The organism is Streptomyces sp. NPDC088732, from assembly GCF_044751205.1.
Lineage (GTDB): Bacteria > Actinomycetota > Actinomycetes > Streptomycetales > Streptomycetaceae > Actinacidiphila.
Map to the genome: position 1 here is coordinate 42,808 of NZ_JBIVLI010000007.1, position 18,797 is coordinate 61,604.

An 18,797-nucleotide genomic window follows, 5' to 3' on the forward strand; every position below is an offset into this window, starting at 1 on the left:
CAGCCGTCCCACCTGTCAAGACAGCCGTTCACCAGCACATCCCGTCATCCAGGAGAATCACGTCATGATCAACCCCCAGCAGCTGCGTTACAGCAAGGAGCACGAGTGGCTGTCGGCCGCGGACGCGGACGGCGTGTCCTCGGTGGGCATCACCGAGCACGCGGCGAACGCCCTCGGCGACGTCGTCTACGTCCAGCTCCCGGCGGTCGGCGACTCGGTGTCCGCGGGCGAGACCTGCGGCGAGCTGGAGTCCACCAAGTCGGTCAGCGACCTGTACTCCCCCGTCTCCGGTGAGGTCACCGAGGTCAACGAGGACGTCGTCAACGACCCCTCCCTGGTGAACTCGGCCTCCTTCGAGGGCGGCTGGCTGTTCAAGGTGAAGGTGTCCGAGGAGCCCGCCGACCTGCTCTCGGCGGACGAGTACACCGCCTTCACCGGCAGCTGACGCCGCCGCGGCGCCCCGCCGCCCCGACCTGCCCACCCCGACCTCCGGACGGATGACCCCCCAGATGTCGCTTCTCAACAGCTCCCTGCACGAGCTCGACCCCGACGTCGCCGCCGCCGTCGACGCCGAACTGCACCGCCAGCAGTCCACCCTGGAGATGATCGCCTCGGAGAACTTCGCTCCGGTCGCGGTGCTCCAGGCCCAGGGCTCGGTGCTCACCAACAAGTACGCCGAGGGCTACCCCGGCCGCCGCTACTACGGCGGCTGCGAGCACGTCGACGTCGTCGAGCAGCTCGCCATCGACCGGGTCAAGGCGCTGTTCGGCGCCGAGCACGCCAACGTCCAGCCGCACTCGGGCGCGCAGGCCAACGCGGCCGCGATGTTCGCGCTGCTGAACCCCGGCGACACGATCCTGGGCCTGAACCTCGCCCACGGCGGGCACCTGACCCACGGCATGAAGATCAACTTCTCCGGCAAGCTCTACAACGTGGTCGCCTACCACGTGGACGCCGAGACCGGCCAGGTCGACATGGCCGAGGTCGAGCGGCTGGCCAAGGAGTCCCGGCCGAAGCTGATCATCGCCGGCTGGTCCGCGTACCCGCGCCAGCTGGACTTCGCGGCCTTCCGGCGGATCGCCGACGAGGCCGGCGCCTACCTCATGGTCGACATGGCGCACTTCGCCGGCCTGGTCGCGGCGGGGCTCCACCCCTCCCCCGTGCCGCACGCGCACGTCGTCACCACGACCACGCACAAGACCCTGGGCGGCCCGCGCGGCGGCGTCATCCTGAGCACGGCCGAACTCGCCAAGAAGATCAACTCGGCGGTCTTCCCGGGCCAGCAGGGCGGCCCGCTGGAGCACGTCATCGCGGCGAAGGCGGTGGCCTTCAAGGTCGCGGCGAGCGAGGACTTCAAGGACCGCCAGGTCCGTACCCTGGAGGGCGCGAAGCTCCTCGCCGAGCGGCTGACGCGGTCCGACGTCGCCGAGGCCGGCGTCTCGGTCCTGTCCGGCGGCACGGACGTGCACCTGGTCCTGGTCGACCTGCGCGACAGCGAGCTGGACGGGCAGCAGGCCGAGGACCGGCTCCACGAGATCGGCATCACGGTCAACCGCAACGCCGTCCCGAACGACCCGCGCCCGCCGATGGTCACCTCCGGTCTGCGCATCGGCACGCCCGCGCTGGCCACCCGCGGCTTCGGCACCGACGACTTCCGCGAGGTCGCCGACGTCATCGCCGAGGCCCTCAAGCCCGGATTCGACGCGGAGACCGCCAAGGCGCTCGGCGCCCGGGTCGCCGCGCTCGCCGGGAAGCACCCGCTGTACCCCGGCCTGAAGTAACGGCCGTCACCCCGTGTGCGGGACCGCCCGGGCGGGCGGTCCCGCACACTGGACCTTGCGCGCCACACCCGTGCACGCCATCCGCACCACCCGGCGGCGATCCCGCCGGCCACCCACGGACAACGGGGTCCGTGAACCCGAGGAGTCCTTCACCGTGGCCATCTCCGTCTTCGACCTCTTCTCGATCGGCATAGGCCCCTCCAGCTCGCACACCGTGGGCCCGATGCGGGCCGCCCGGATGTTCGCCCAGCGCCTGAAGAACGACGGACTGCTCGTCGGTGTCGCCTCCGTGCGCGCCGAGCTCTTCGGGTCCCTCGGCGCCACCGGGCACGGCCACGGCACCCCCAAGGCGGTCCTGCTCGGCCTCGAGGGCGAGTCCCCCCGCACCGTCGACGTGGAGACCGCCGACGAGCGTGTCGAGCTCATCCGCAGCAGCGGCCGCATCAACCTGCTCGGCGCCCACGACATCCCCTTCTCCGCCGACAACGACCTCGTCCTGCACCGGCGCCGTTCCCTGCCGTACCACGCCAACGGCATGACGCTCTTCGCCTACGACGAGTCCGGTGCGCCCGTGCTGGAGAAGACCTACTACTCGGTGGGCGGCGGCTTCGTCGTCGACGAGGACGCGGTGGGCGAGGACCGCATCAAGCTCGACGACACCGTGCTGAAGTACCCCTTCCGCACCGGCGACGAGCTGCTGCGCCTCACCCAGGAGACCGGTCTGTCCATCTCCGGCCTGATGCTGGAGAACGAGAAGGCCTGGCGCTCCGAGGCGGAGATCCGGGCCGGGCTGCTGGAGATCTGGGGCGTCATGAAGGAGTGCGTCGCCGCGGGCATGACCCGCGAGGGCATCCTCCCCGGCGGCCTCAAGGTCCGCCGCCGCGCCTCGGCCACCGCCCGGCAGCTGCGCGCGGAGGGCAACACGGCCGCCCACGCCATGGAGTGGGTGACGCTGTACGCCATGGCCGTCAACGAGGAGAACGCGGCGGGCGGCCGCGTCGTCACCGCGCCCACCAACGGCGCCGCCGGCATCATCCCGGCCGTCCTCCACTACTACGTGAACTTCGTGGCCCAGGCGTCGACGGAGGCGGAGAAGGAGGACGGCGTCGTCCGCTTCCTCCTCGCGGCGGGCGCGATCGGCATGCTGTTCAAGGAGAACGCCTCGATCTCCGGCGCCGAGGTCGGCTGCCAGGGCGAGGTCGGCTCGGCCTGCTCGATGGCCGCGGGCGGGCTCGCCGAGGTCCTCGGCGGCGGCCCGGAGAAGGTCGAGAACGCCGCCGAGATCGGCATGGAGCACAACCTCGGCCTCACCTGCGACCCCGTCGGCGGCCTCGTCCAGATCCCCTGCATCGAGCGCAACGGCATGGCCGCGGTCAAGGCCGTCACGGCCGCGCGGATGGCGATGCGCGGGGACGGGCGGCACCACGTCTCCCTCGACAAGGTCATCAAGACCATGAAGGAGACCGGGGCGGACATGAAGGTCAAGTACAAGGAGACCGCGCGGGGCGGTCTCGCGGTGAACGTCATCGAGTGCTAGCCCGCGGGGTCATACCTGGCCCGGAGCCCCCCGCGAGAACCTCGCGGGGGGCTCCGCCGTCCCATGTACGGTGCCGTCAGGCCGCTTCGCGCTCGAGCAGTTCCACCAGGCTGCCGAAGTAGGGGCCGTTGCCGGCGTCCCAGCCCTCCTGGGCACCGAGCTCGATCTGCAGCCCGCGAGCCGCGGCGAGGAGTGCCCGCGCCAGGGGACGGCGAATGTGCTCCGGGTGCGCCTCGAAATCCACGCCGTAGTCGAAGATTTCCCACTGCAGGCTGTCGAGCCCCTGCGCGCGAAGCTGCTCTCGGGTCCGGTCCAGCAGGCTGTTCCAGCCGCGCCGGCCGACCGACCAGTCGCTTCCGTCGCTGAATCCCACCATGGCGGACATCAGTATCCGTCTCCCGGAAACGCAGTCGTCAGCTCTCGTAGTGGTATCGGCACTGCGCGACCAGAATCGAGTCGTCCGTGACTTTGTAGATCAGTCGGTGCTCGTCATTGATGCGGCGCGACCAATAGCCAGGGAAGCCGTGCTTGAGGGGTTCGGGTTTGCCGATTCCCTCATTGCCGTTGCGTGCCACATCTGCGATGAGCGTGTTGATCCGCTTCAGAATCCTGCGGTCCTGGACCTGCCACCAGAGGTAGTCCTCCCAGGCACGGGAGGAGAAGGTGATCTTCACTCCGGGTCCGTCAGCTCCCGCACCGTGCCGCCACCGTTCTCCAACTCCTCGATGGAAGCCAGGAGGCGGCGTGCGTTCGCGGGGCTGCGCAGGAGATACGCCATCTCCTTCAAGGACTCGTAGTCCTCGAGGGAGACGATGACAACCGGCTCGTGCCCGGCGCGCGTGATCACTATCTCTTCGCGGTCGTCGGTCACCGCGTTGAGCACTTCCGCGTACTTCGCCCGCGATTCCGAGTACGACATGGTCTTCACAGTCGGCCTCCTATAGGTACAAAAAATTGTACGTCCTGCGGTGCGAGCGGGCAACGGAACGGGCGCCGAGGGTGCCGCCGCCCCACACGGCGGCACCCCCGGCGCCCTTCGGACCCGCGACAGGTCGGCGCTTACTCCTCGCCGGCGGGGAGCGCGTTCTCCCGGATCACGTTCGCGTACCAGTGCGCGCTCGCCTTCGGGATGCGGCGCTGGGTCGCGTAGTCGACGTAGATCGTGCCGAAGCGCTTGGAGTACCCGTAGGACCACTCGAAGTTGTCCAGCAGGGACCACAGGAAGTAGCCGCGCACGTCCGCGCCCTGGGCGATGGCCTCGCGCACCGCGTCCAGGTGGGCGTGGAGGTAGCTGATCCGCTGCGGGTCGTTGACCACGCCCTCGGGCGAGACGTAGTCGTCGAAGGCGGCGCCGTTCTCCGTGACCATCAGGGGGAGTTCGGGGTGCGAGGCCGCCAGGTCGGTCAGCAGGGTGCGCAGTCCGCTGGGGTCGATGGCCCAGTTCATCGCCGTGAGGTTGTCGTTGGCGAGGTGGAAGGCGATGTGCTCGGAGCCGCTCCACGGCGAGTGGTCGCTGGCGCCGTGCCCGTCGTTCTTCGTGGTGCCGGCGCCGTCGGCGGGCAGCGAGACGACCGTCGGGGAGTAGTAGTTGACGCCGAGAACGTCGATCGGGCGGGAGATCTCCGCCAGGTCGCCGTCGTGCACCAGGGCGTCCCAGTCGACCAGGTGCCGGGTGTCCTGGCGCAGGTCCTCGGGGTAGGCGCCGTCCAGGATCGGGCCGGTGAAGACCCGGTTCCCGACGGCGTCGATACGGCGCGCGGCCTCGACGTCGCCCGCGCTGTCGGTGAGCGGGCGCACCTGGTGCAGGTTGAGCGTGATGGAGGTCTGCGCGGACACCGGCAGCGCGGCCCGCAGGGCGCCGATCGCCAGGCCGTGGCCCAGGTTGAGGTGGTGGGCGGCGCGCAGGGTGGCGGCCGCGTCGGTGCGGCCCGGCGCGTGCACGCCGGAGCCGTAACCGAGGAACGCCGAGCACCACGGCTCGTTGAGGGTGGTCCAGACGCCGACCCGGTCGCCGAGGGCGCGGGCCATGATGTCGGCGTACTCGGCGAAGCGGTGGGCGGTGTCGCGGTGCGGCCAGCCGCCCGCGTCCTCCAGCTCCTGGGGCAGGTCCCAGTGGTACAGGGTGGCGACCGGGGTGATGCCGGCCTCCAGCAGCTCGTCGGTGAGCCGGCGGTAGAAGTCCAGGCCGCGCTCGACCGCGGGCCCGCGGCCGGTGGGCTGCACGCGGGACCAGGAGACGGAGAAGCGGTACGCCTGGAGTCCGAGGTCCTTCATGAGCGCGACGTCGTCGCGGTAGCGGTGGTAGTGGTCGGCGGCGATGTCCCCCGTGTCGCCGTTTCTGACCTTTCCGCGGGTGTGGCTGAAGGTGTCCCAGATGGAGGGGGTCCGGCCGTCCTCGGCTGCGGCTCCCTCGACCTGGTACGAGGCGGTGGCGGCTCCCCAGATGAAGCCCTGCGGGAAGGAAGAGGCCGAGGCCGGCCGGGGGCTCGCCTCGGGTCGTACGGCGGTCATCGTGAGAACGCTCCCAAAGTATCGGGTGAACGGCCTGGACAGCGGGGTCCGGCTCGCGGGAAGTGCGGCGGGGAAGTGGGCGTGGGCGCCCGCCGGGTGCGGCCCGCCCTCGGGGCGGGCCGCGGGGCACGGTGGACGCGGCGGCACCTGGGCTGCCGCGGCCTCCGGCCCGGTGCGGTCGGTGTCAGCCCTTCACGGCGCCCGCCATGATGCCTCCGACGATCTGCTTGCCGAAGATCACGAACACCAGGAGCAGCGGCAGGGTGCTGATCAGGGCGCCGGCCATGACGATGCTCTGGTCCGGGGTGTAGGAGGCGCTGAGCTGGCCGAGGGCCACCTGGATCGTGGGGTTCTGCTGGTTCAACGCGAGGAAGGGCCAGAAGAAGTCGTTCCACGCCTGGACGAACGTGAGCATGCCCAGCACCATCATCGCGGGGCGTGCCACCGGCAGGACCACGCTCCAGACGATCCGGAGGTTGTTCGCGCCGTCCACCTTGGCGGCTTCGATCAGTTCGTAGGGCAGTGCCTCGATGAGGTACTGGCGCATGAAGAAGACACCGAAGGCGCCGACGAGGGTCGGGAAGATCACCGACTCCAGCTTTCCGCCCCAGCCGATGTCCGACATCATCATGAACAGCGGGACGACGCTGAGCTGCGGCGGAATGGTGAGCGTGGCGATGACGGCCGTCATCAGGGCGCCGCGCCCGCGGAACCGCATCTTGGCGAAGGCGTATCCGGCCAGGGTGCAGAAGAACAGCGTGGCGAGCGTGATGCAGCCGGACACCACGATGCTGTTGACGATCGCCTTGCCCAGGTTCGCCTGCTCCCAGGCCGCCTGGAGGTTGCTCCACAGGCGGCCGCCCGGCACGAGCGGCGGCGGCGTGTCCAGGACGCGCTGCTGGTCGTGCGAGGCGGCGACCAGGGTCCAGTACAGGGGGAAGATCGAACCCAGGCCGACGACGACGAGAGCGGTGTAGGTCAGCGGGCCGGCCTTGAGTTGCTGGCCGGCGCCGAGCTTGAGGCGGCCCCGGCCCCGGCCCTGGGGCTTGGGCAGACCTGCCGCACGGAGGTCGGGTGCGGTGCTGGTGGGACTGGTCGTGGTCATCGAAGTCGCTCCCGTCAGGCCGCGCTCTTGCGCACGAGCCGGCCGACGATCCAGTTGATCAGGGCAATGAGCAGCAGCAGGACGAGCATCGCCCAGGCCACGGCCGCGGCCGGGCCCAAGTGCCCCAGCTTCCAGCCGTAATTGAAGAGATAGATGCTGAGGGTCTCGTACTGGTGCTCGCTGCCGCCGATGGATCCGAGGGTTCCGCCCTGCAACAGCAGCGGCTCACCGAAGAGCTGCATCGAGCCGATGGTGGAGATGACGATCGTGAACAGGATCGTCGGCCGCAGCGAGGGAATGGTCACCTTGCGGAACTGCTGCCACCGCGACGCCCCGTCGATCGCCGCCGCCTCGAACAGGTCGGCCGGCACGGCCTGCATGGCCGCCAGGTAGATCAGCGTGTTGTAGCCCGTCCAGCGCCAGATCACGATCACCGAGATGGCGATCTTGGACGTCCACTCCCCGTTGCCCCAGTCGATGTTGTGGAACCCGACGAAGTGCAGCACCCAGTTGAGCAGACCGCCGTCGGCCCGGAAGACCAGGGCGAACACCAGGGCCGCGGTCGCGACCGAGGTCGCGTACGGGGTGAGGATGACGGTCCGCCACACGGTGCTGGCGCGCAGCTTGTAGTTGAGCAGGTGCGCGAGGCCCAGCGCGACGAGCAGCTGGGGGACGGTGGAGATGACGCCGATCACGAAGGTGTTGCCGACGGCCGTCCAGAACTCGGAGTCCTGGAGGATCTTGGTGAAGTTGTCGAAGCCCACCCACTGGGACTGGTCCAGGCTCGTCATCTCCACCCGGTGCAGGGCGATCCACCCGGTGTAGAGCAGCGGGTAGAGGCCGAAGGCGCCGAAGATGAGGAAGAAGGGCGCGATGTACGCGTAGGGGGAGGCCTTGTCGTCGAAGCGCCACAGCCGGCTGCGCCACGCCTGCCTGCTCTTCGACGCGGTGCCGGAGCCGCTGGGCGGCGGGCTGACGGCGTCCGGGGTGGGGGTCGTTGTTGCCACGGAGGAGGTCCTTCTCTGGGGTTCGGCCGGGTACGTTCGGGACCGAAGTCGCGTCCTTGGGCCGGGCGCCGGTCCCCTCATCCCCCGAAGCGGGTCGGTACGGTTCCGGGCGCGGCACGGCCGGCACGGCACGGCACCGTACCGGGACCGCGCGGCGGGCGCCGCGACGCCCTCGCCCTCACGGGCCCGGGTGCCCCGCCCCCGCGGCGGGCCCTGACCCGCCGCGCGGCCCGGGCACCCGGGCCGGTGCGGGCGGCAGCCAGAGCCGCCCGCACCGGAGTGCGTCAGCCGATGGCCTTGTCGATCGTGTCGGTCGCGGCCTTCCACGCGTCGTCGGGCTTGGTGCCCCGCTGCTCCATGTTGTTGATCTGCGTGGAGATCGTGTCCTTGATCACGCCGTCCTTCGGGCCGAGCACGGCCTCGGGGATGGACTTGGCCTCCTCGGCGTAGATCTGGCCGATGGGGGCGTCGCTGAAGTACGCGAGCGTGGCGTTCTTCACGTCGGGGAGCTCGTAGGCGCCCTGGTTCGACGGGAAGATGCCGGCCGCCTTGAACACGGCGGCCTGCTGCTCGGGGGCCGTCAGCCACTTGACCAGGTCGGTGGCCTCCTTGACGTGCTTGCCGCCCTTGGGAACGGCCAGGAAGGAACCGCCCCAGTTGGCCGCGGTGGTGCCGGGCGCGCGGGAGATGTCCCACTTGCCCTTGTAGGCGTCACCGGAGTTGTTGGAGATCTGGTTGGCCATCCACGCCGGGCAGGCCACGGTGGCCACGGAGCCCTTGCGCAGCGCCGCCGTCCAGGCGTCGGTGAACTGCGGCAGGCCCTGGCTCAGCTTCTTCTGCGCGGCCTCGGCGGCCAGGTTCCAGCCCTGCTGCACGGCCGGGCTGTCCTTGTAGATCGGGTTGCCGTCGGCGTCGTAGTACTGCTTGGCGTCCGAGCTGACAACCGCGTTGTACATGGCGCTCGCGGAGTCCATGAAGAAGGTCCCGGCGGGGGCCTTCGCCTTGTACTTCTCACCGAGCTTGAGGTAGTCCTCCCAGCCGCCGGCGACCGCCTTGGCGACCTCCGCCCGGTCGGTCGGCAGGCCCGCCTGCTGGAAGAGGTCCTTGCGGTAGCACAGCGACATCGGGCCGATGTCCGTGCCCGCGCCGATGACCGCGCCGTCCTTCGTGGTGGCCTGCTTCTCCTTCCAGGACACCCAGTCGCTCACGTTGATCGACTTGCTCAGGTCTGCGAACTTGTCGGCCTGGGTGTCGACGACCTCCTTGATGCGGCCGACCTCGATGCCGGTGACGTCCCCGAGACCGCTCCCCGTGTTCAGCTGCTGAAGAAGCTTCGGGTAGTAGTCCTGCTCGTTCGCAGTGACTTCTTCCTTCACCGTGATGTTCGGGTGGAGCTGGTGGTACTTGGCGAACAGGTCGGCTTCCTTGTAGCCGAACTGTCCGAAGTCGGCCACGGTGAGAGTGATGCCGCCGCCGGAGGCGGACGCGTCCGAGTCGCCGTCGTCACTGCTGCTGCATCCCGTGAGCAGCAGAGCCGAGGCCGCCAGGACCGACGTGGTCAGGACCGCCACTTTGCGGCCGCGACCGCCGCCGGTGCCAGTTATGCGCATTTCCACTACTCCTTGTTCCAGTGGGGGAACGGACCTCAGGATTCGGGCCGTCAGCGGTCGACGGTCCTGACCAGTCCCTCGCGGGTCGAGCGCCGGCCAGTGCAAGAGCGCCACGCACGGCGAAAAAGCACTGGTCATACGGCATTCGATGCACGATCGGAGGGAAAGGCCTGCGGTTCTTCGGCGCCGCGCGAGACGCCCCCGGCGAACCGTGGGACCGCTCCCATGCGGCATGCCGGAAGACTCGTTCGTGACGGGCCAGATGTCAAGAGTTGAAAACGACGTCGTTGCGCAAGCGTGTCCGTCGCGTCACATGGATGTGTCGCGCCGCGGAAGCGTGGTGCACAATCCTCGCAGGTCACGGTTGAGAGGCCGCGGGAGTGCGGCCGGTGGGCCACCCGAGGACCGCCCTCCCGGTCTCCGGGGTCACAATGAAGCAGCCCGCGCAGTACGCCGGAAGGTGAATCATGAGTCCTGCCGCACAGCCACCAGAGGTCACCCGAGCCAGACGCCCCACGCTGAACGCGGTGGCCGCTCGCGCCGGTGTGGGCCGCGGCACGGTCTCCCGGGTGATCAACGGCTCGCCCAAGGTCAGCCCGCAGGCCCGCGCCGCCGTCGAGAAGGCCATCGCCGAACTCGGCTACGTCCCCAACCGCGCGGCCCGTTCGCTGGTCACCAGCCGTACCGACTCCATCGCCCTGGTCGTCCCCGAGTCCGAGACCCGGCTCTTCTCCGAGCCGTACTTCTCGGCCATCATCCGGGGCGTCAGTTCCGGCCTCGCCGACTCCGACATGCAGTTGCTGCTGGTGCTCGTGCGCGACGAGAGCGAGCGGGCCCGGCTCGCCACGTACCTGACCGAACAGCGCGTGGACGGCGTGCTGATGGTGGCGGTCCACCGCGACGACACGCTCCCCGACCTGCTGGCCGAGCGCGCCATCCCGACGGTGCTGGCGGGGCGCCGCGGCGCCGAGGAGCCCCTCGGGCACGTCCGCGCCGACAACGAGGGCGGCGCGCGGGCCGCGGTCCGGCACCTGCTCGACGGGGGCCGGCGCACCATCGCCACCATCACGGGCCCGCTGGACATGGACGTCGCCCGGGGGCGCCTCGACGGCTACCGCAACGCCCTGCACGCCGCCGGTGTCGTGGCCGACGAAGGGCTCGTCGCGGCCGGTGACTTCACCGAGGACGGCGGGCGGGCCGCCATGCGCGAACTGCTGCGGCGGCGCCCCGGACTGGACGCCGTCTTCGCCGCCTCCGACGTGACGGCGTCGGGCGCCATCCTCGAACTGCGCGCGGCAGGACGCCGGATACCCGACGACGTCGCCGTCATCGGCTTCGACGACTCGATCGTGGCCCGGCACACCGATCCCCCGCTGACCAGCGTCCGCCAGCCGATCGAGGAGATGGGCCACCGGATGGCGAAACTGCTCCTCGACGAGATCGCCCAGTTCGGCACGGGCCGGCAGGAAGTCGTCCTGCCCACGCGGCTGGTGGTGCGGCAGTCCGCGTGAGCGCTCCCGGGCGGTGAGCCCGGGCGCGCCGGAACGCGCCGGCCGCGGAGTCGCGGTCACGGCGTCGCCGGCGCGGCCACCAGGCGGACCCGCACCCGCGCGCGGCACCGGCCGGGGCCCCGCGTGCCCTCGGGGCGGCGCGTGCGGAACCCGGCGGCGACGCACCGCCACGCTCAGACCACGATCTTGCGCGGGTTGAAGTTGCCGCCCGGGTCGGCGGCCTCGAAGAGCCCCGCCATGACCGCGACACCCTGCGCCGAGATGTCCTCCGCCAGCCACGGCGCGTGCTCCAGGCCCACCCCGTGGTGGTGCGAGACCGTGCCGCCGGCGTCGGCGAACGCCTGCTGGATCGCGCGCTTGACCGTGTCGTACTCGCCGAGCGGGTCGTCGCCGAAGACGAAGGCGAAGGTGAAGTACAGGCAGGCACCGGAGTGGTACGAGTGCGACAGGTGCGACATCGTCCATCCCCTGCGGCCGATCTCCTCGTACGCGCGGTCGGCCGCCGCGTAGACCGCCGCATGGATGTCACGCAGCCTCGACCAGGGACCGGCGGTCTCGCTCACGTCGCCGGCGGCGCCGCGGTCGAGCAGGAAGTCGCGGATGTACGGCGTGTCGAACTTCTTCCGGTCGTAGAGCGCGCCGGGTCCCTTGCCGACGCCGATGCCCTGGTGCTTGCGCACGATCCGGTCGATGTGCGACTTCTGGAGTTTCACGTGCGCCTCGCCGCCCTCGAAGCCGATGAAGGACAGGCACATCTCGTCGAGCTTCCAGCCGCGTCTCTTGAGGTACGCCGTCAGCGCGGCCTGGGCCGCCTTCTTGACGCCCTTGGACTCCTTGCCCGTCGCCAGGGAGAAGCCCGTCTCGTGTGCGTCCGAGACCCGGGTGACCGAGGGCGGGACGTCGCTCTCGGCGATCTCCCGCATGGCGGCGAGGCCGTGGTCGAAGTCCTTGAAGAAGTACGCGTGGATGGCGCGCCGCTCGGGGATCCGGTGCACCTGCACCGTGATCTCGGTGATGACGCCGAGCCGCCCTTCCGAGCCCACCACCATCTCCCGCACGCTCGGCCCGGTCGACGCGCTCGGAACGGCGCGGATCACCAGGACCCCGCCGGGCCGCACGACCCGCAGCCCCTTCACGATGTCTGCGATGTCGCCGTACTTGTCCGACTGCATGCCGGACGAGCGCGTGGCGACCCACCCGCCGAGCGAGGAGTGGGTGAACGAGTCGGGGAAGTGGCCCATCGTCCAGCCGTGCCGGTTGAGTTGCTCCTCCAGGTCGGGTCCGAGCGTCCCGGCCTGGATGCGTGCCAGGCCGGAGTCCGTGTCGATCTCCAGCACCCGGCGCAGGCGGCCGAGGTCGAGCGAGACGACCACCCGCGGCTCGTCCGGGTGCGGCTCCAGGCTGCCCGCGATGTTGCTGCCGCCCCCGAAGGGGATGATCACGGCGTCCGCCGCGACGGCGGCGTCGACGACGCCCCGCACCTGCGCCTCGTCGGCCGGGTAGACGACCACATCGGGACAGCGCGCGATCTTTCCGGCGCGCAGGCGGACCAGGTCGCGCAGGCTCTTGCCGTACGTGTGGACGACCCGGGCCAGGTCGTCCACGACGGCGTTCCCGGGTCCGACGATGCCGCGCAGCGCCGCGACGAACTCCTCCGGCGCCGTCGAGGCGGGCACCTCGACCTGCGAGAAGTCGGGCCGCTCGGTGCGCGCGGCCGCCCGGAGGTCGAGCCCGACGGCCCGGTGGACGAACGGGGCGAAGGCGGGCTTGTCCTCGTGGTGGAAGCCGACGCCTTCCACGCCCCAGCCCCACCACTTCATGTGTGTCACCTCATCGGTGCGCGGTGCCTCGGTGCGGCGGGCGGGTTCGGTCACGGGGGTCTCCTTCAGATGTGACGGCGTGCGGTGGTGTGTGCGGGCCGAGGATCCGGTCGGTGTGCTCCTCGGCCAGGGCGGCGACCGCCGAGCGGATGCGTTCGCTGAACTCGCCCACCGGCTCGCCGGGACGGGCGGTGAGCGGTTCGCCGAAGACCACCCCGACCGGCAGGCGGCCCGGCTGGGGCCAGTTCGATCCGCGGGGGTGCGCCGCGTGCGCGCCGATGACCGCGACGGGGAGCACCGGCACCGCGGCCGACGAGGCGAGCGCCGCCGCCCCGGGCTTGAACGCCCCGAGCGATCCGTCGCGCGAGCGGGTGCCCTCGGGGAAGATCAGCAGCGGCACTCCCCGGTTCAGCAGTGATCTGGCGCTCACCTTGCGGGCGTTGGTCCCGCTGCGGTCGACCGGGAAGGCGTTGAAGAACAGGGCGGTCAGGCCCCGCCGCCGCCACACGTCGAAGAAGTAGTCGGCGGCGGCCCCGACCGCGAGGTAGCGCGCCAGCCGGCGGGGCAGCGCGCCCATGATGAGGGGCGTGTCGAGGTGCGAGGTGTGGTTGGCGACGACGACGTACGTGTCCTCGACGGCCGCCAGCCGCTCGCGCCCGAGCACCGTGACGGTGGTCACGCTCCAGACGACGGGCTTCAGCAGCCCGCGCTGCGCGACGAACCGCGCGGCGGCGTGGGAGCGTGAGGTGAAACGGTCGCGCATCGTCGCGGCCATCCGCTTCCTTCCGGTGCGGGCTCGCCCGCACTGCTTCTTTCAGGGAGTGGGAGTGTCGTTGCGGCTGGACGAGATCCGCCGCGAGATCCATCGCACCGAGCGGCGCGGAAGATGGCGCGTGCCCCAGATGAGCAGCCGGTACCGGAAACTCGGTATGGAAATGACCCGTCCGCGCCGTACGTCGCGCAGGCTCGCCGCCACGAGCCGGTCGGCGTCGAGCCAGAGGAAGTCGGGAATGCCCGACGAGCGGATTCCGGCCCTGGTGTGGAATTCGGTACGGACCCAGCCCGGACAAAGCGCCGTCACGGTGACGCCCGTGCCGCGCAGTTCGTTCGCCAGGCCCTCGGTGAGCAGGGTCACAAAGCCCTTGACGGCCGAATAGCTGCCCATCGTGACGAAGCCGGCCGTGCTCGACACATTGATGATCGCGCCGCGGCCGCGCTCGCGCATGGCCCGCCCGGCGGCGCCGCCGAGCACCATGACCGCGCGCCCCATGACCTCGATCGCTTGGTCGTGCGGCACGGTGTCGGCCGAGGTCATCAATGCGTGCACGCCAAAGCCGGCGTTGTTGACCAGCATGTCCACCGGACGGGCGGGGTCCGCCAGCCGGGCGGCGACCCGCCGGACGTCGGCGCGGTCGGACAGGTCGGCGCGCAGCACCTCGACGGCGCGGCCCCGGGACTCGAGTTCGGCCGCCGTCCGGGCGAGCCGCTCGCGGTCGCGCGCCACCAAGACGAAGTCCCATCCGCGGTCGGCCAGAGCGCGTGCGAACGCCGCGCCGATTCCCGACGTGGCACCGGTGACGAGCGCGACCCGCGTGCCGCTCAACATGGTTTCACAGGGCATCTGATCGGCATACGAACTCCCCGTTCATAACGGCGATATGAGATGGCAAGCGCTTTCACGCCGGTGATCCGGAAGCGGTCTTCCGAGCCGTCCGACGGGCGGGCCGGAAAGCGGGCACAGCACACCCCTGTTTTCCGGCTCACATCCTTCGACCGGGCATGCGCCGATCCTGTGACACCCGTTTTCGGGCGTGATCACGCGAACTCGGGAATCGCCCCGCCTGTCACACATCGGCCCCTGGCCCGGTCGCAGGTAATGGCCCCCGGCGGCGTTTCGCGCGTTCCGGTGCCCCGCAGGAATTCCCCCCACCCCCAGAAAGCCCGCGCATGCACTCACACGACGAGGCGGCGACCGCGCCACCCGGTACAGCGGGCTTCGACGTGCGGGAGTTCGCCCGCACGGCACACGGCAGCCACCGCGGAACGCTCGACCTCGAAGCGCTCGCCCGGGAGCCGCTCGACACCGCGTCCGCCCGGCTCGTCCGCGCGCTGCGGGACACGGAACGTGCCACGCTGCACCGCGTCCGCGACCTCCTGGTGACGGCGACCCACAAGGACGCCCGAGTCACCGCGTTCCTCACGACCTGGATGTTCGAGCGGTTCTGGATCGCCGACGCCCTCGACGCCGTCCTGGACTCCTCGCCCGCCGCCCGCGCCCTCCCGTCGAGCGCGGGCCCGCCGCGGTGGTCCCTGACCGAACGCCGCGAGCACCGCGGCCCGCTCCGCCGCTCCCTCGTCGCGGGCGTCACCGGCACGCAGATCGTCGCCGAGCACATGACGACGGGCCTGGTGGACGAATGGGTCACCGGCGCCGCCTACCGGCGGCTGGCCCGGGTGTCCCCCGCCATGGCGGCGGTCGTCGACCCCGTGGTGGAGATCAAGGGGCGCCACATCGGCTTCCTCGCCGAGGAGGCCGAACTGCGCCTCGGGCGCTCGGTCCGCGCCCAGCGCCTCACCCGCCGCGCCCTGCGGCACTCCGCCTGGCCGCTGGGCTGGGCCGGCCGCTCCGCGCACGAGCGCGACTTCTTCGAACGCAAAGTCTTCGGCGGCCGGCGCGGAAGGGCCGAGGCGGCCCGGGTCCGCGCGCTGGTCGCCGCACTCCCCGGCATCGGTCCCGGTGTCGCAGCCACCGTGGAATCGAGGCTCCTTCCGTGATGCCGCACACCGCGAAGACCGACCTGGGCACCGCGCACGTCCTGCTCACCGGCGCGACCGGCTTCGTCGGGCAGGCCGTGCTGGAGCGGCTGCTCACCGATCACCCCGGCACCCGCGTCTCGCTGCTCGTGCGCGGCAAGGGCAGGCAGACCGGGCAGGACCGGCTCCGGCAGCTGCTGCGCAAACCCGTCTTCCGGCGCTGGCGGGAGGCCGTGGGCGCCGAGGAGGCCGAACGCGCCGTCCGTGAGCGGATCACCGTGCTCGACGGCAGCATGACCGCCGTTCCCGAACTGCCCTCCGACCTGGACGTGGTGATCCACTCGGCGTCGGTCGTCTCCTTCGACCCGCCCGTCCACGAGGCGTTCGACACCAACGTCAACGGGGCGGTGAACCTCTACCAGGCGCTGCTCGCCTCCGGGGCGGACCCGCACGTCGTCCATGTGTCGACCTGCTACGTCGGCGGACTGCGCCGCGGTGTGGTGCCCGAGGCCAGGCTCGACCACGACGTCGACTGGCGCACCGAGTGGCGCTCCGCGACCCGGGCCCAGGAGCGCACCGAACTCGCCTCGCGGGAACCGGCGCGGCTGGAGCGGTTCATGTCCCGCGCCCGCGGCAGCCACGGCAAGCAGGGCCCCATCGCGGCGGCCCGCGCGAGCGAGGAGGCCCGGCGCGCGTGGGTGCGTTCGCAGCTCGTCGACGCGGGCCGGCGGCGCGCCCAGAGCCTGGGGTGGACGGATGTCTACACCCTGACGAAGGCGCTCGCCGAACGGGCCGCGGAGGACCTGTGGGGCAAGGCCGGGCACCGGCTGTCCGTGGTCCGGCCCGCGATCATCGAGAGCGCCCTGAGGCATCCGTTCCCCGGCTGGATCGACGGCTTCAAGGTCGCCGATCCGCTGATCTTCGCCTACGGCCGCGGCCAGTTGCCGGACTTCCCGGGACTGCCCGACTCGATCCTCGACGTCATCCCCGTCGACTTCGTCGTCAACGCCGTCCTCGCCGCCGCGGCCAACCCGGCCCCCGCCGACGAGCCGGCGTACTTCCACATCGCCTCGGGCGCGTCGAATCCGCTGCCGTTCCACCGCATGTACGACAACGTGCGTGCGTACTACCTGCGGCACCCGCTCCCGGGGGACGACGGCTTCGTCACGGTGCCGGTCTGGAAGTTCGCGGGCGAGCGCACCTTCAACCGGCGGCTCGTGCTGGCCCGGCGGAAGGCCGCCCTGTGGGACGCCGGTCTGCGGCTGCTGCCGAACGACGAGCGCAGACGCACCCTCGCCGCGCGGAACGCCGAGCTGCGCTCCGGCATCGCCACCCTCGGCACCTTCACCGACCTCTACCGCGCCTACGTGCGGACCGAGATCGTCTTCGACGACCGCAATGCGCGTGCCCTGCACCACGCCCTGCCGGCCGAGGTGCGCGAGGACCGCGGTTTCGACGTGGAGCGGATCGACTGGGAGGAGTACCTGCAGACGGTGCACCTCCCGTCCCTCGGCGAGCTGACGGCCGTCCACCGCCGCCGCAAGGCCGCGGCCGCCCGGCCGGCCGGCGCCCGCCCGAAACCCGCACTGCCGCACCGCACCGACGTGCTGGCCGTCTTCGACCTCGAACGGACCGTGGTCGACTCCAATATCGTCGAGCAGTACCTCTGGGTGCGCACCTCGGGCTTCCGCAAGGCGGCCTGGCCGAAGGAGGTCGTGGACCTGCTCGCCTCGCTGCCCGGCTACCTCCGCGCCGAGCGGCGCGACCGCGGCGAGTTCATCCGCGCCTTCCTGCGCCGCTACCGCGGCATGCCGCTCGCCCGTCTCGAAGAGGTCGTCACCCGGCGCGGCTACGCCGCGGCCGTGCTCCGGCACACGAGCGCGGACGCCCTGGAGCGCATCCGCGAGCACCGCGCGGCAGGGCACCGCACCGTCCTGGTCACCGGTTCCATCGGCCTGCTGGCCGCGCCGCTCGCCGGGCTGTTCGACGAGGTCGTCGGGAGCACGATGCACACCAAGGACGGTGTGCTCACCGGCTGGCTCGACAGGCCCCCGCTCGTCGACGAGGCGCGGGCCGCGTGGCTGCGGCGCTACGCCGAGGAGGGCGGCTACGACCTCGCCGCCTCCTACGGCTACGGCGACAGCCACTGCGACCTGGCGTGGCTGTCGCTGCTGGGCAGGCCCTCGGCGATCAACCCCGACGCCGGACTGGCGCGCGAGTCGCACCGGCGGCACTGGGGCATCCACCGCTGGAAGCGCGGCGGTCCGGGCGTACTCGGCGAGATCACCGCTGCCGGGCCGGCGACGCCGGCGGGCACCGACGAGAAGGGCGACTGATGGCTTTCGACATCGACAAGTACGCGCAGAACTCCGCGGCGGTGCGATGGGCCGACCTCGACTTCGACGCGTTCGAGCGCGACCCGCTGCCCGAGGGGACGCTGCGCACGCTGCGGTACATGTGCGACATCGAGTACCACACGGTCTGCTACATGCGCGACCTGCTGACGACCCCGTCCCACAACGAGCCCGCGGTGGGCACGTTCATGACGATGTGGAACCGCGAGGAGTTCTGGCACGGCGAGGCACTCGCGGCCGTGCTCGAACGCCACGGGATCCGGGTCGACTTCGACGCGCTCAGGGCGACCCGGCTGAAGCTCGGCTGGAAGGACCGCCTGGGGACGGTGAAGCAGACGGCGATGAGCCGCCTCGTCGGCCACGACTTCGTCGCCGTCCACATGGCGTGGGGCGCGGCCAACGAGTGGTCGGCGACCGCGGCGTACCAGCGGCTGGCCGCGCTGGAGACCCATCCGGTGCTGGTGACGCTGCTGAAGCGGATCGCGCAGCAGGAGACCAAGCACGTCGCGTTCTACGCGTCCCAGGCGCGGAGACGGCTCGCGGCGAGCAGGAAGGCCCGGGTGTTCGCCCGGTTCGCGCTGGAGAGGGCCTGGGGCCCGGTCGGCTCGGGCGTCATGTCCGAGGACGAGGTCACGTACGTCATGACCCATCTGTTCGCGGGCGCCGAGGGCCGCAGGCTCGTCCGCGAGATCGACGCGCACATCGCGAAGCTGCCGGGCATGGACGGGCTGCGCATCGTCGAGGACGCCATGGACGAGCGCGGCATCCCCGCCTGACGCCGGTACCGGACGGCCCGGCGCCCGGCGC

Annotated in this window: 17 protein-coding genes; 7 read left to right on the top strand and 10 right to left on the bottom strand. The window is 71.2% G+C overall.

The features are described 5' to 3' along the window. Positions 1–64: 64 nt before the first annotated feature. The 3 genes from gcvH (at position 65) to ACIP9H_RS14300 (ending at position 3,318) form a co-directional block, all read left to right on the top strand. Positions 65–445: a glycine cleavage system protein GcvH gene (gene gcvH, locus ACIP9H_RS14290; RefSeq protein WP_401959222.1), complete on the top strand. Its 381-nt coding sequence runs from the start codon at positions 65–67 to the stop codon at positions 443–445. A gap of 64 nt (positions 446–509) precedes the next feature. Continuing rightward, positions 510–1,781 carry a serine hydroxymethyltransferase gene (glyA, locus tag ACIP9H_RS14295; protein WP_401959223.1) on the top strand — a complete coding sequence of 424 codons (1,272 nt, stop codon included), beginning with the start codon at positions 510–512 and terminating at the stop codon, positions 1,779–1,781. A gap of 154 nt (positions 1,782–1,935) precedes the next feature. Continuing rightward, entirely contained in the window at positions 1,936–3,318 is a 1,383-nt protein-coding gene (locus ACIP9H_RS14300) for an L-serine ammonia-lyase (RefSeq protein ID WP_360909674.1), read from the top strand. 76 nt (positions 3,319–3,394) lie between these two features. Here the strand turns inward: ACIP9H_RS14300 and ACIP9H_RS14305 are convergent, their stop codons facing one another. The 7 genes from ACIP9H_RS14305 to ACIP9H_RS14335 form a co-directional block, all read right to left on the bottom strand. Beyond that, entirely contained in the window at positions 3,395–3,703 is a 309-nt protein-coding gene (locus tag ACIP9H_RS14305) for a hypothetical protein (protein WP_401959224.1), read from the bottom strand. A gap of 28 nt (positions 3,704–3,731) precedes the next feature. Then, the gene (locus ACIP9H_RS14310) at positions 3,732–3,992 is read right to left on the bottom strand and encodes a Txe/YoeB family addiction module toxin (protein WP_401580153.1); all 261 of its coding nucleotides are present in this window, start codon (positions 3,990–3,992) and stop codon (positions 3,732–3,734) included. Next, positions 3,989–4,246 carry a type II toxin-antitoxin system Phd/YefM family antitoxin gene (locus ACIP9H_RS14315; protein WP_401580155.1) on the bottom strand — a complete coding sequence of 86 codons (258 nt, stop codon included), beginning with the start codon at positions 4,244–4,246 and terminating at the stop codon, positions 3,989–3,991. Before ACIP9H_RS14315 ends, ACIP9H_RS14310 begins: the two co-directional genes overlap by 4 nt. Before the next feature lie 131 nt (positions 4,247–4,377). Further along, positions 4,378–5,829 carry a GH1 family beta-glucosidase gene (locus tag ACIP9H_RS14320; protein ID WP_401580157.1) on the bottom strand — a complete coding sequence of 484 codons (1,452 nt, stop codon included), beginning with the start codon at positions 5,827–5,829 and terminating at the stop codon, positions 4,378–4,380. Positions 5,830–6,013: 184 nt separating this feature from the next. Beyond that, positions 6,014–6,934, bottom strand: coding sequence for a carbohydrate ABC transporter permease (locus ACIP9H_RS14325; protein WP_401580159.1), 921 nt, complete (start codon positions 6,932–6,934; stop codon positions 6,014–6,016). A 14-nt stretch (positions 6,935–6,948) separates the two neighbouring features. After that, on the bottom strand, positions 6,949–7,941 hold the full coding sequence (locus ACIP9H_RS14330) for a carbohydrate ABC transporter permease (protein ID WP_401580161.1): 993 nt from the start codon (positions 7,939–7,941) through the stop codon (positions 6,949–6,951). 284 nt (positions 7,942–8,225) lie between these two features. After that, a complete protein-coding gene (locus tag ACIP9H_RS14335) occupies positions 8,226–9,551 on the bottom strand; it encodes an ABC transporter substrate-binding protein (protein ID WP_401580163.1) in 1,326 nt (441 codons plus the stop codon). 467 nt (positions 9,552–10,018) lie between these two features. On the opposite strand from ACIP9H_RS14335, the gene ACIP9H_RS14340 reads away from it, so the two are divergent. Then, positions 10,019–11,062 (top strand): LacI family DNA-binding transcriptional regulator, encoded by a 1,044-nt coding sequence (locus ACIP9H_RS14340; RefSeq protein ID WP_401580165.1) that lies wholly within the window; start codon positions 10,019–10,021, stop codon positions 11,060–11,062. Positions 11,063–11,235: 173 nt separating this feature from the next. On the opposite strand, the gene ACIP9H_RS14345 is transcribed toward ACIP9H_RS14340, so the two are convergent. Genes ACIP9H_RS14345 through ACIP9H_RS14355 form a run of 3 tightly spaced genes read right to left on the bottom strand, consistent with a single transcriptional unit; the run spans position 11,236 to position 14,488 of the window. Then, positions 11,236–12,936 (bottom strand): FAD-binding oxidoreductase, encoded by a 1,701-nt coding sequence (locus tag ACIP9H_RS14345; RefSeq protein ID WP_401580167.1) that lies wholly within the window; start codon positions 12,934–12,936, stop codon positions 11,236–11,238. After that, positions 12,893–13,657 carry a lysophospholipid acyltransferase family protein gene (locus ACIP9H_RS14350; RefSeq protein ID WP_401959228.1) on the bottom strand — a complete coding sequence of 255 codons (765 nt, stop codon included), beginning with the start codon at positions 13,655–13,657 and terminating at the stop codon, positions 12,893–12,895. Before ACIP9H_RS14350 ends, ACIP9H_RS14345 begins: the two co-directional genes overlap by 44 nt. Positions 13,658–13,696: 39 nt before the next feature. After that, positions 13,697–14,488 carry an SDR family NAD(P)-dependent oxidoreductase gene (locus tag ACIP9H_RS14355; protein WP_401959230.1) on the bottom strand — a complete coding sequence of 264 codons (792 nt, stop codon included), beginning with the start codon at positions 14,486–14,488 and terminating at the stop codon, positions 13,697–13,699. 341 nt (positions 14,489–14,829) lie between these two features. Between ACIP9H_RS14355 and ACIP9H_RS14360 the strand changes: the two genes are divergently transcribed. The 3 genes from ACIP9H_RS14360 to ACIP9H_RS14370 are packed head-to-tail and all read left to right on the top strand — an operon-like array spanning position 14,830 to position 18,766. Beyond that, a complete protein-coding gene (locus ACIP9H_RS14360; RefSeq protein ID WP_401580173.1) occupies positions 14,830–15,657 on the top strand; it encodes a hypothetical protein in 828 nt (275 codons plus the stop codon). Further along, positions 15,657–17,972, top strand: coding sequence for an SDR family oxidoreductase (locus ACIP9H_RS14365; RefSeq protein ID WP_401959405.1), 2,316 nt, complete (start codon positions 15,657–15,659; stop codon positions 17,970–17,972). The genes ACIP9H_RS14360 and ACIP9H_RS14365 overlap by 1 nt, the downstream gene beginning before the upstream one ends. Further along, positions 17,972–18,766: a ferritin-like domain-containing protein gene (locus ACIP9H_RS14370; protein WP_401580179.1), complete on the top strand. Its 795-nt coding sequence runs from the start codon at positions 17,972–17,974 to the stop codon at positions 18,764–18,766. Before ACIP9H_RS14365 ends, ACIP9H_RS14370 begins: the two co-directional genes overlap by 1 nt. Positions 18,767–18,797 lie beyond the last annotated feature (31 nt).

Bases quoted from the DNA above. Each gene is read 5' to 3' on its own strand.
- ACIP9H_RS14320 (WP_401580157.1), bottom strand. From the start codon at position 5,829: ATGACCGCCGTACGACCCGAGGCGAGCCCCCGGCCGGCCTCGGCCTCT.
- ACIP9H_RS14335 (WP_401580163.1), bottom strand. From the start codon at position 9,551: ATGCGCATAACTGGCACCGGCGGCGGTCGCGGCCGCAAAGTGGCGGTC.
- ACIP9H_RS14305 (WP_401959224.1), bottom strand. From the start codon at position 3,703: ATGTCCGCCATGGTGGGATTCAGCGACGGAAGCGACTGGTCGGTCGGC.
- ACIP9H_RS14325 (WP_401580159.1), bottom strand. From the start codon at position 6,934: ATGACCACGACCAGTCCCACCAGCACCGCACCCGACCTCCGTGCGGCA.
- ACIP9H_RS14340 (WP_401580165.1), top strand. From the start codon at position 10,019: ATGAGTCCTGCCGCACAGCCACCAGAGGTCACCCGAGCCAGACGCCCC.
- ACIP9H_RS14355 (WP_401959230.1), bottom strand. From the start codon at position 14,488: ATGTTGAGCGGCACGCGGGTCGCGCTCGTCACCGGTGCCACGTCGGGA.
- ACIP9H_RS14370 (WP_401580179.1), top strand. From the start codon at position 17,972: ATGGCTTTCGACATCGACAAGTACGCGCAGAACTCCGCGGCGGTGCGA.
- gcvH (WP_401959222.1), top strand. From the start codon at position 65: ATGATCAACCCCCAGCAGCTGCGTTACAGCAAGGAGCACGAGTGGCTG.
- ACIP9H_RS14350 (WP_401959228.1), bottom strand. From the start codon at position 13,657: ATGGCCGCGACGATGCGCGACCGTTTCACCTCACGCTCCCACGCCGCC.
- glyA (WP_401959223.1), top strand. From the start codon at position 510: ATGTCGCTTCTCAACAGCTCCCTGCACGAGCTCGACCCCGACGTCGCC.
- ACIP9H_RS14365 (WP_401959405.1), top strand. From the start codon at position 15,657: ATGCCGCACACCGCGAAGACCGACCTGGGCACCGCGCACGTCCTGCTC.
- ACIP9H_RS14360 (WP_401580173.1), top strand. From the start codon at position 14,830: ATGCACTCACACGACGAGGCGGCGACCGCGCCACCCGGTACAGCGGGC.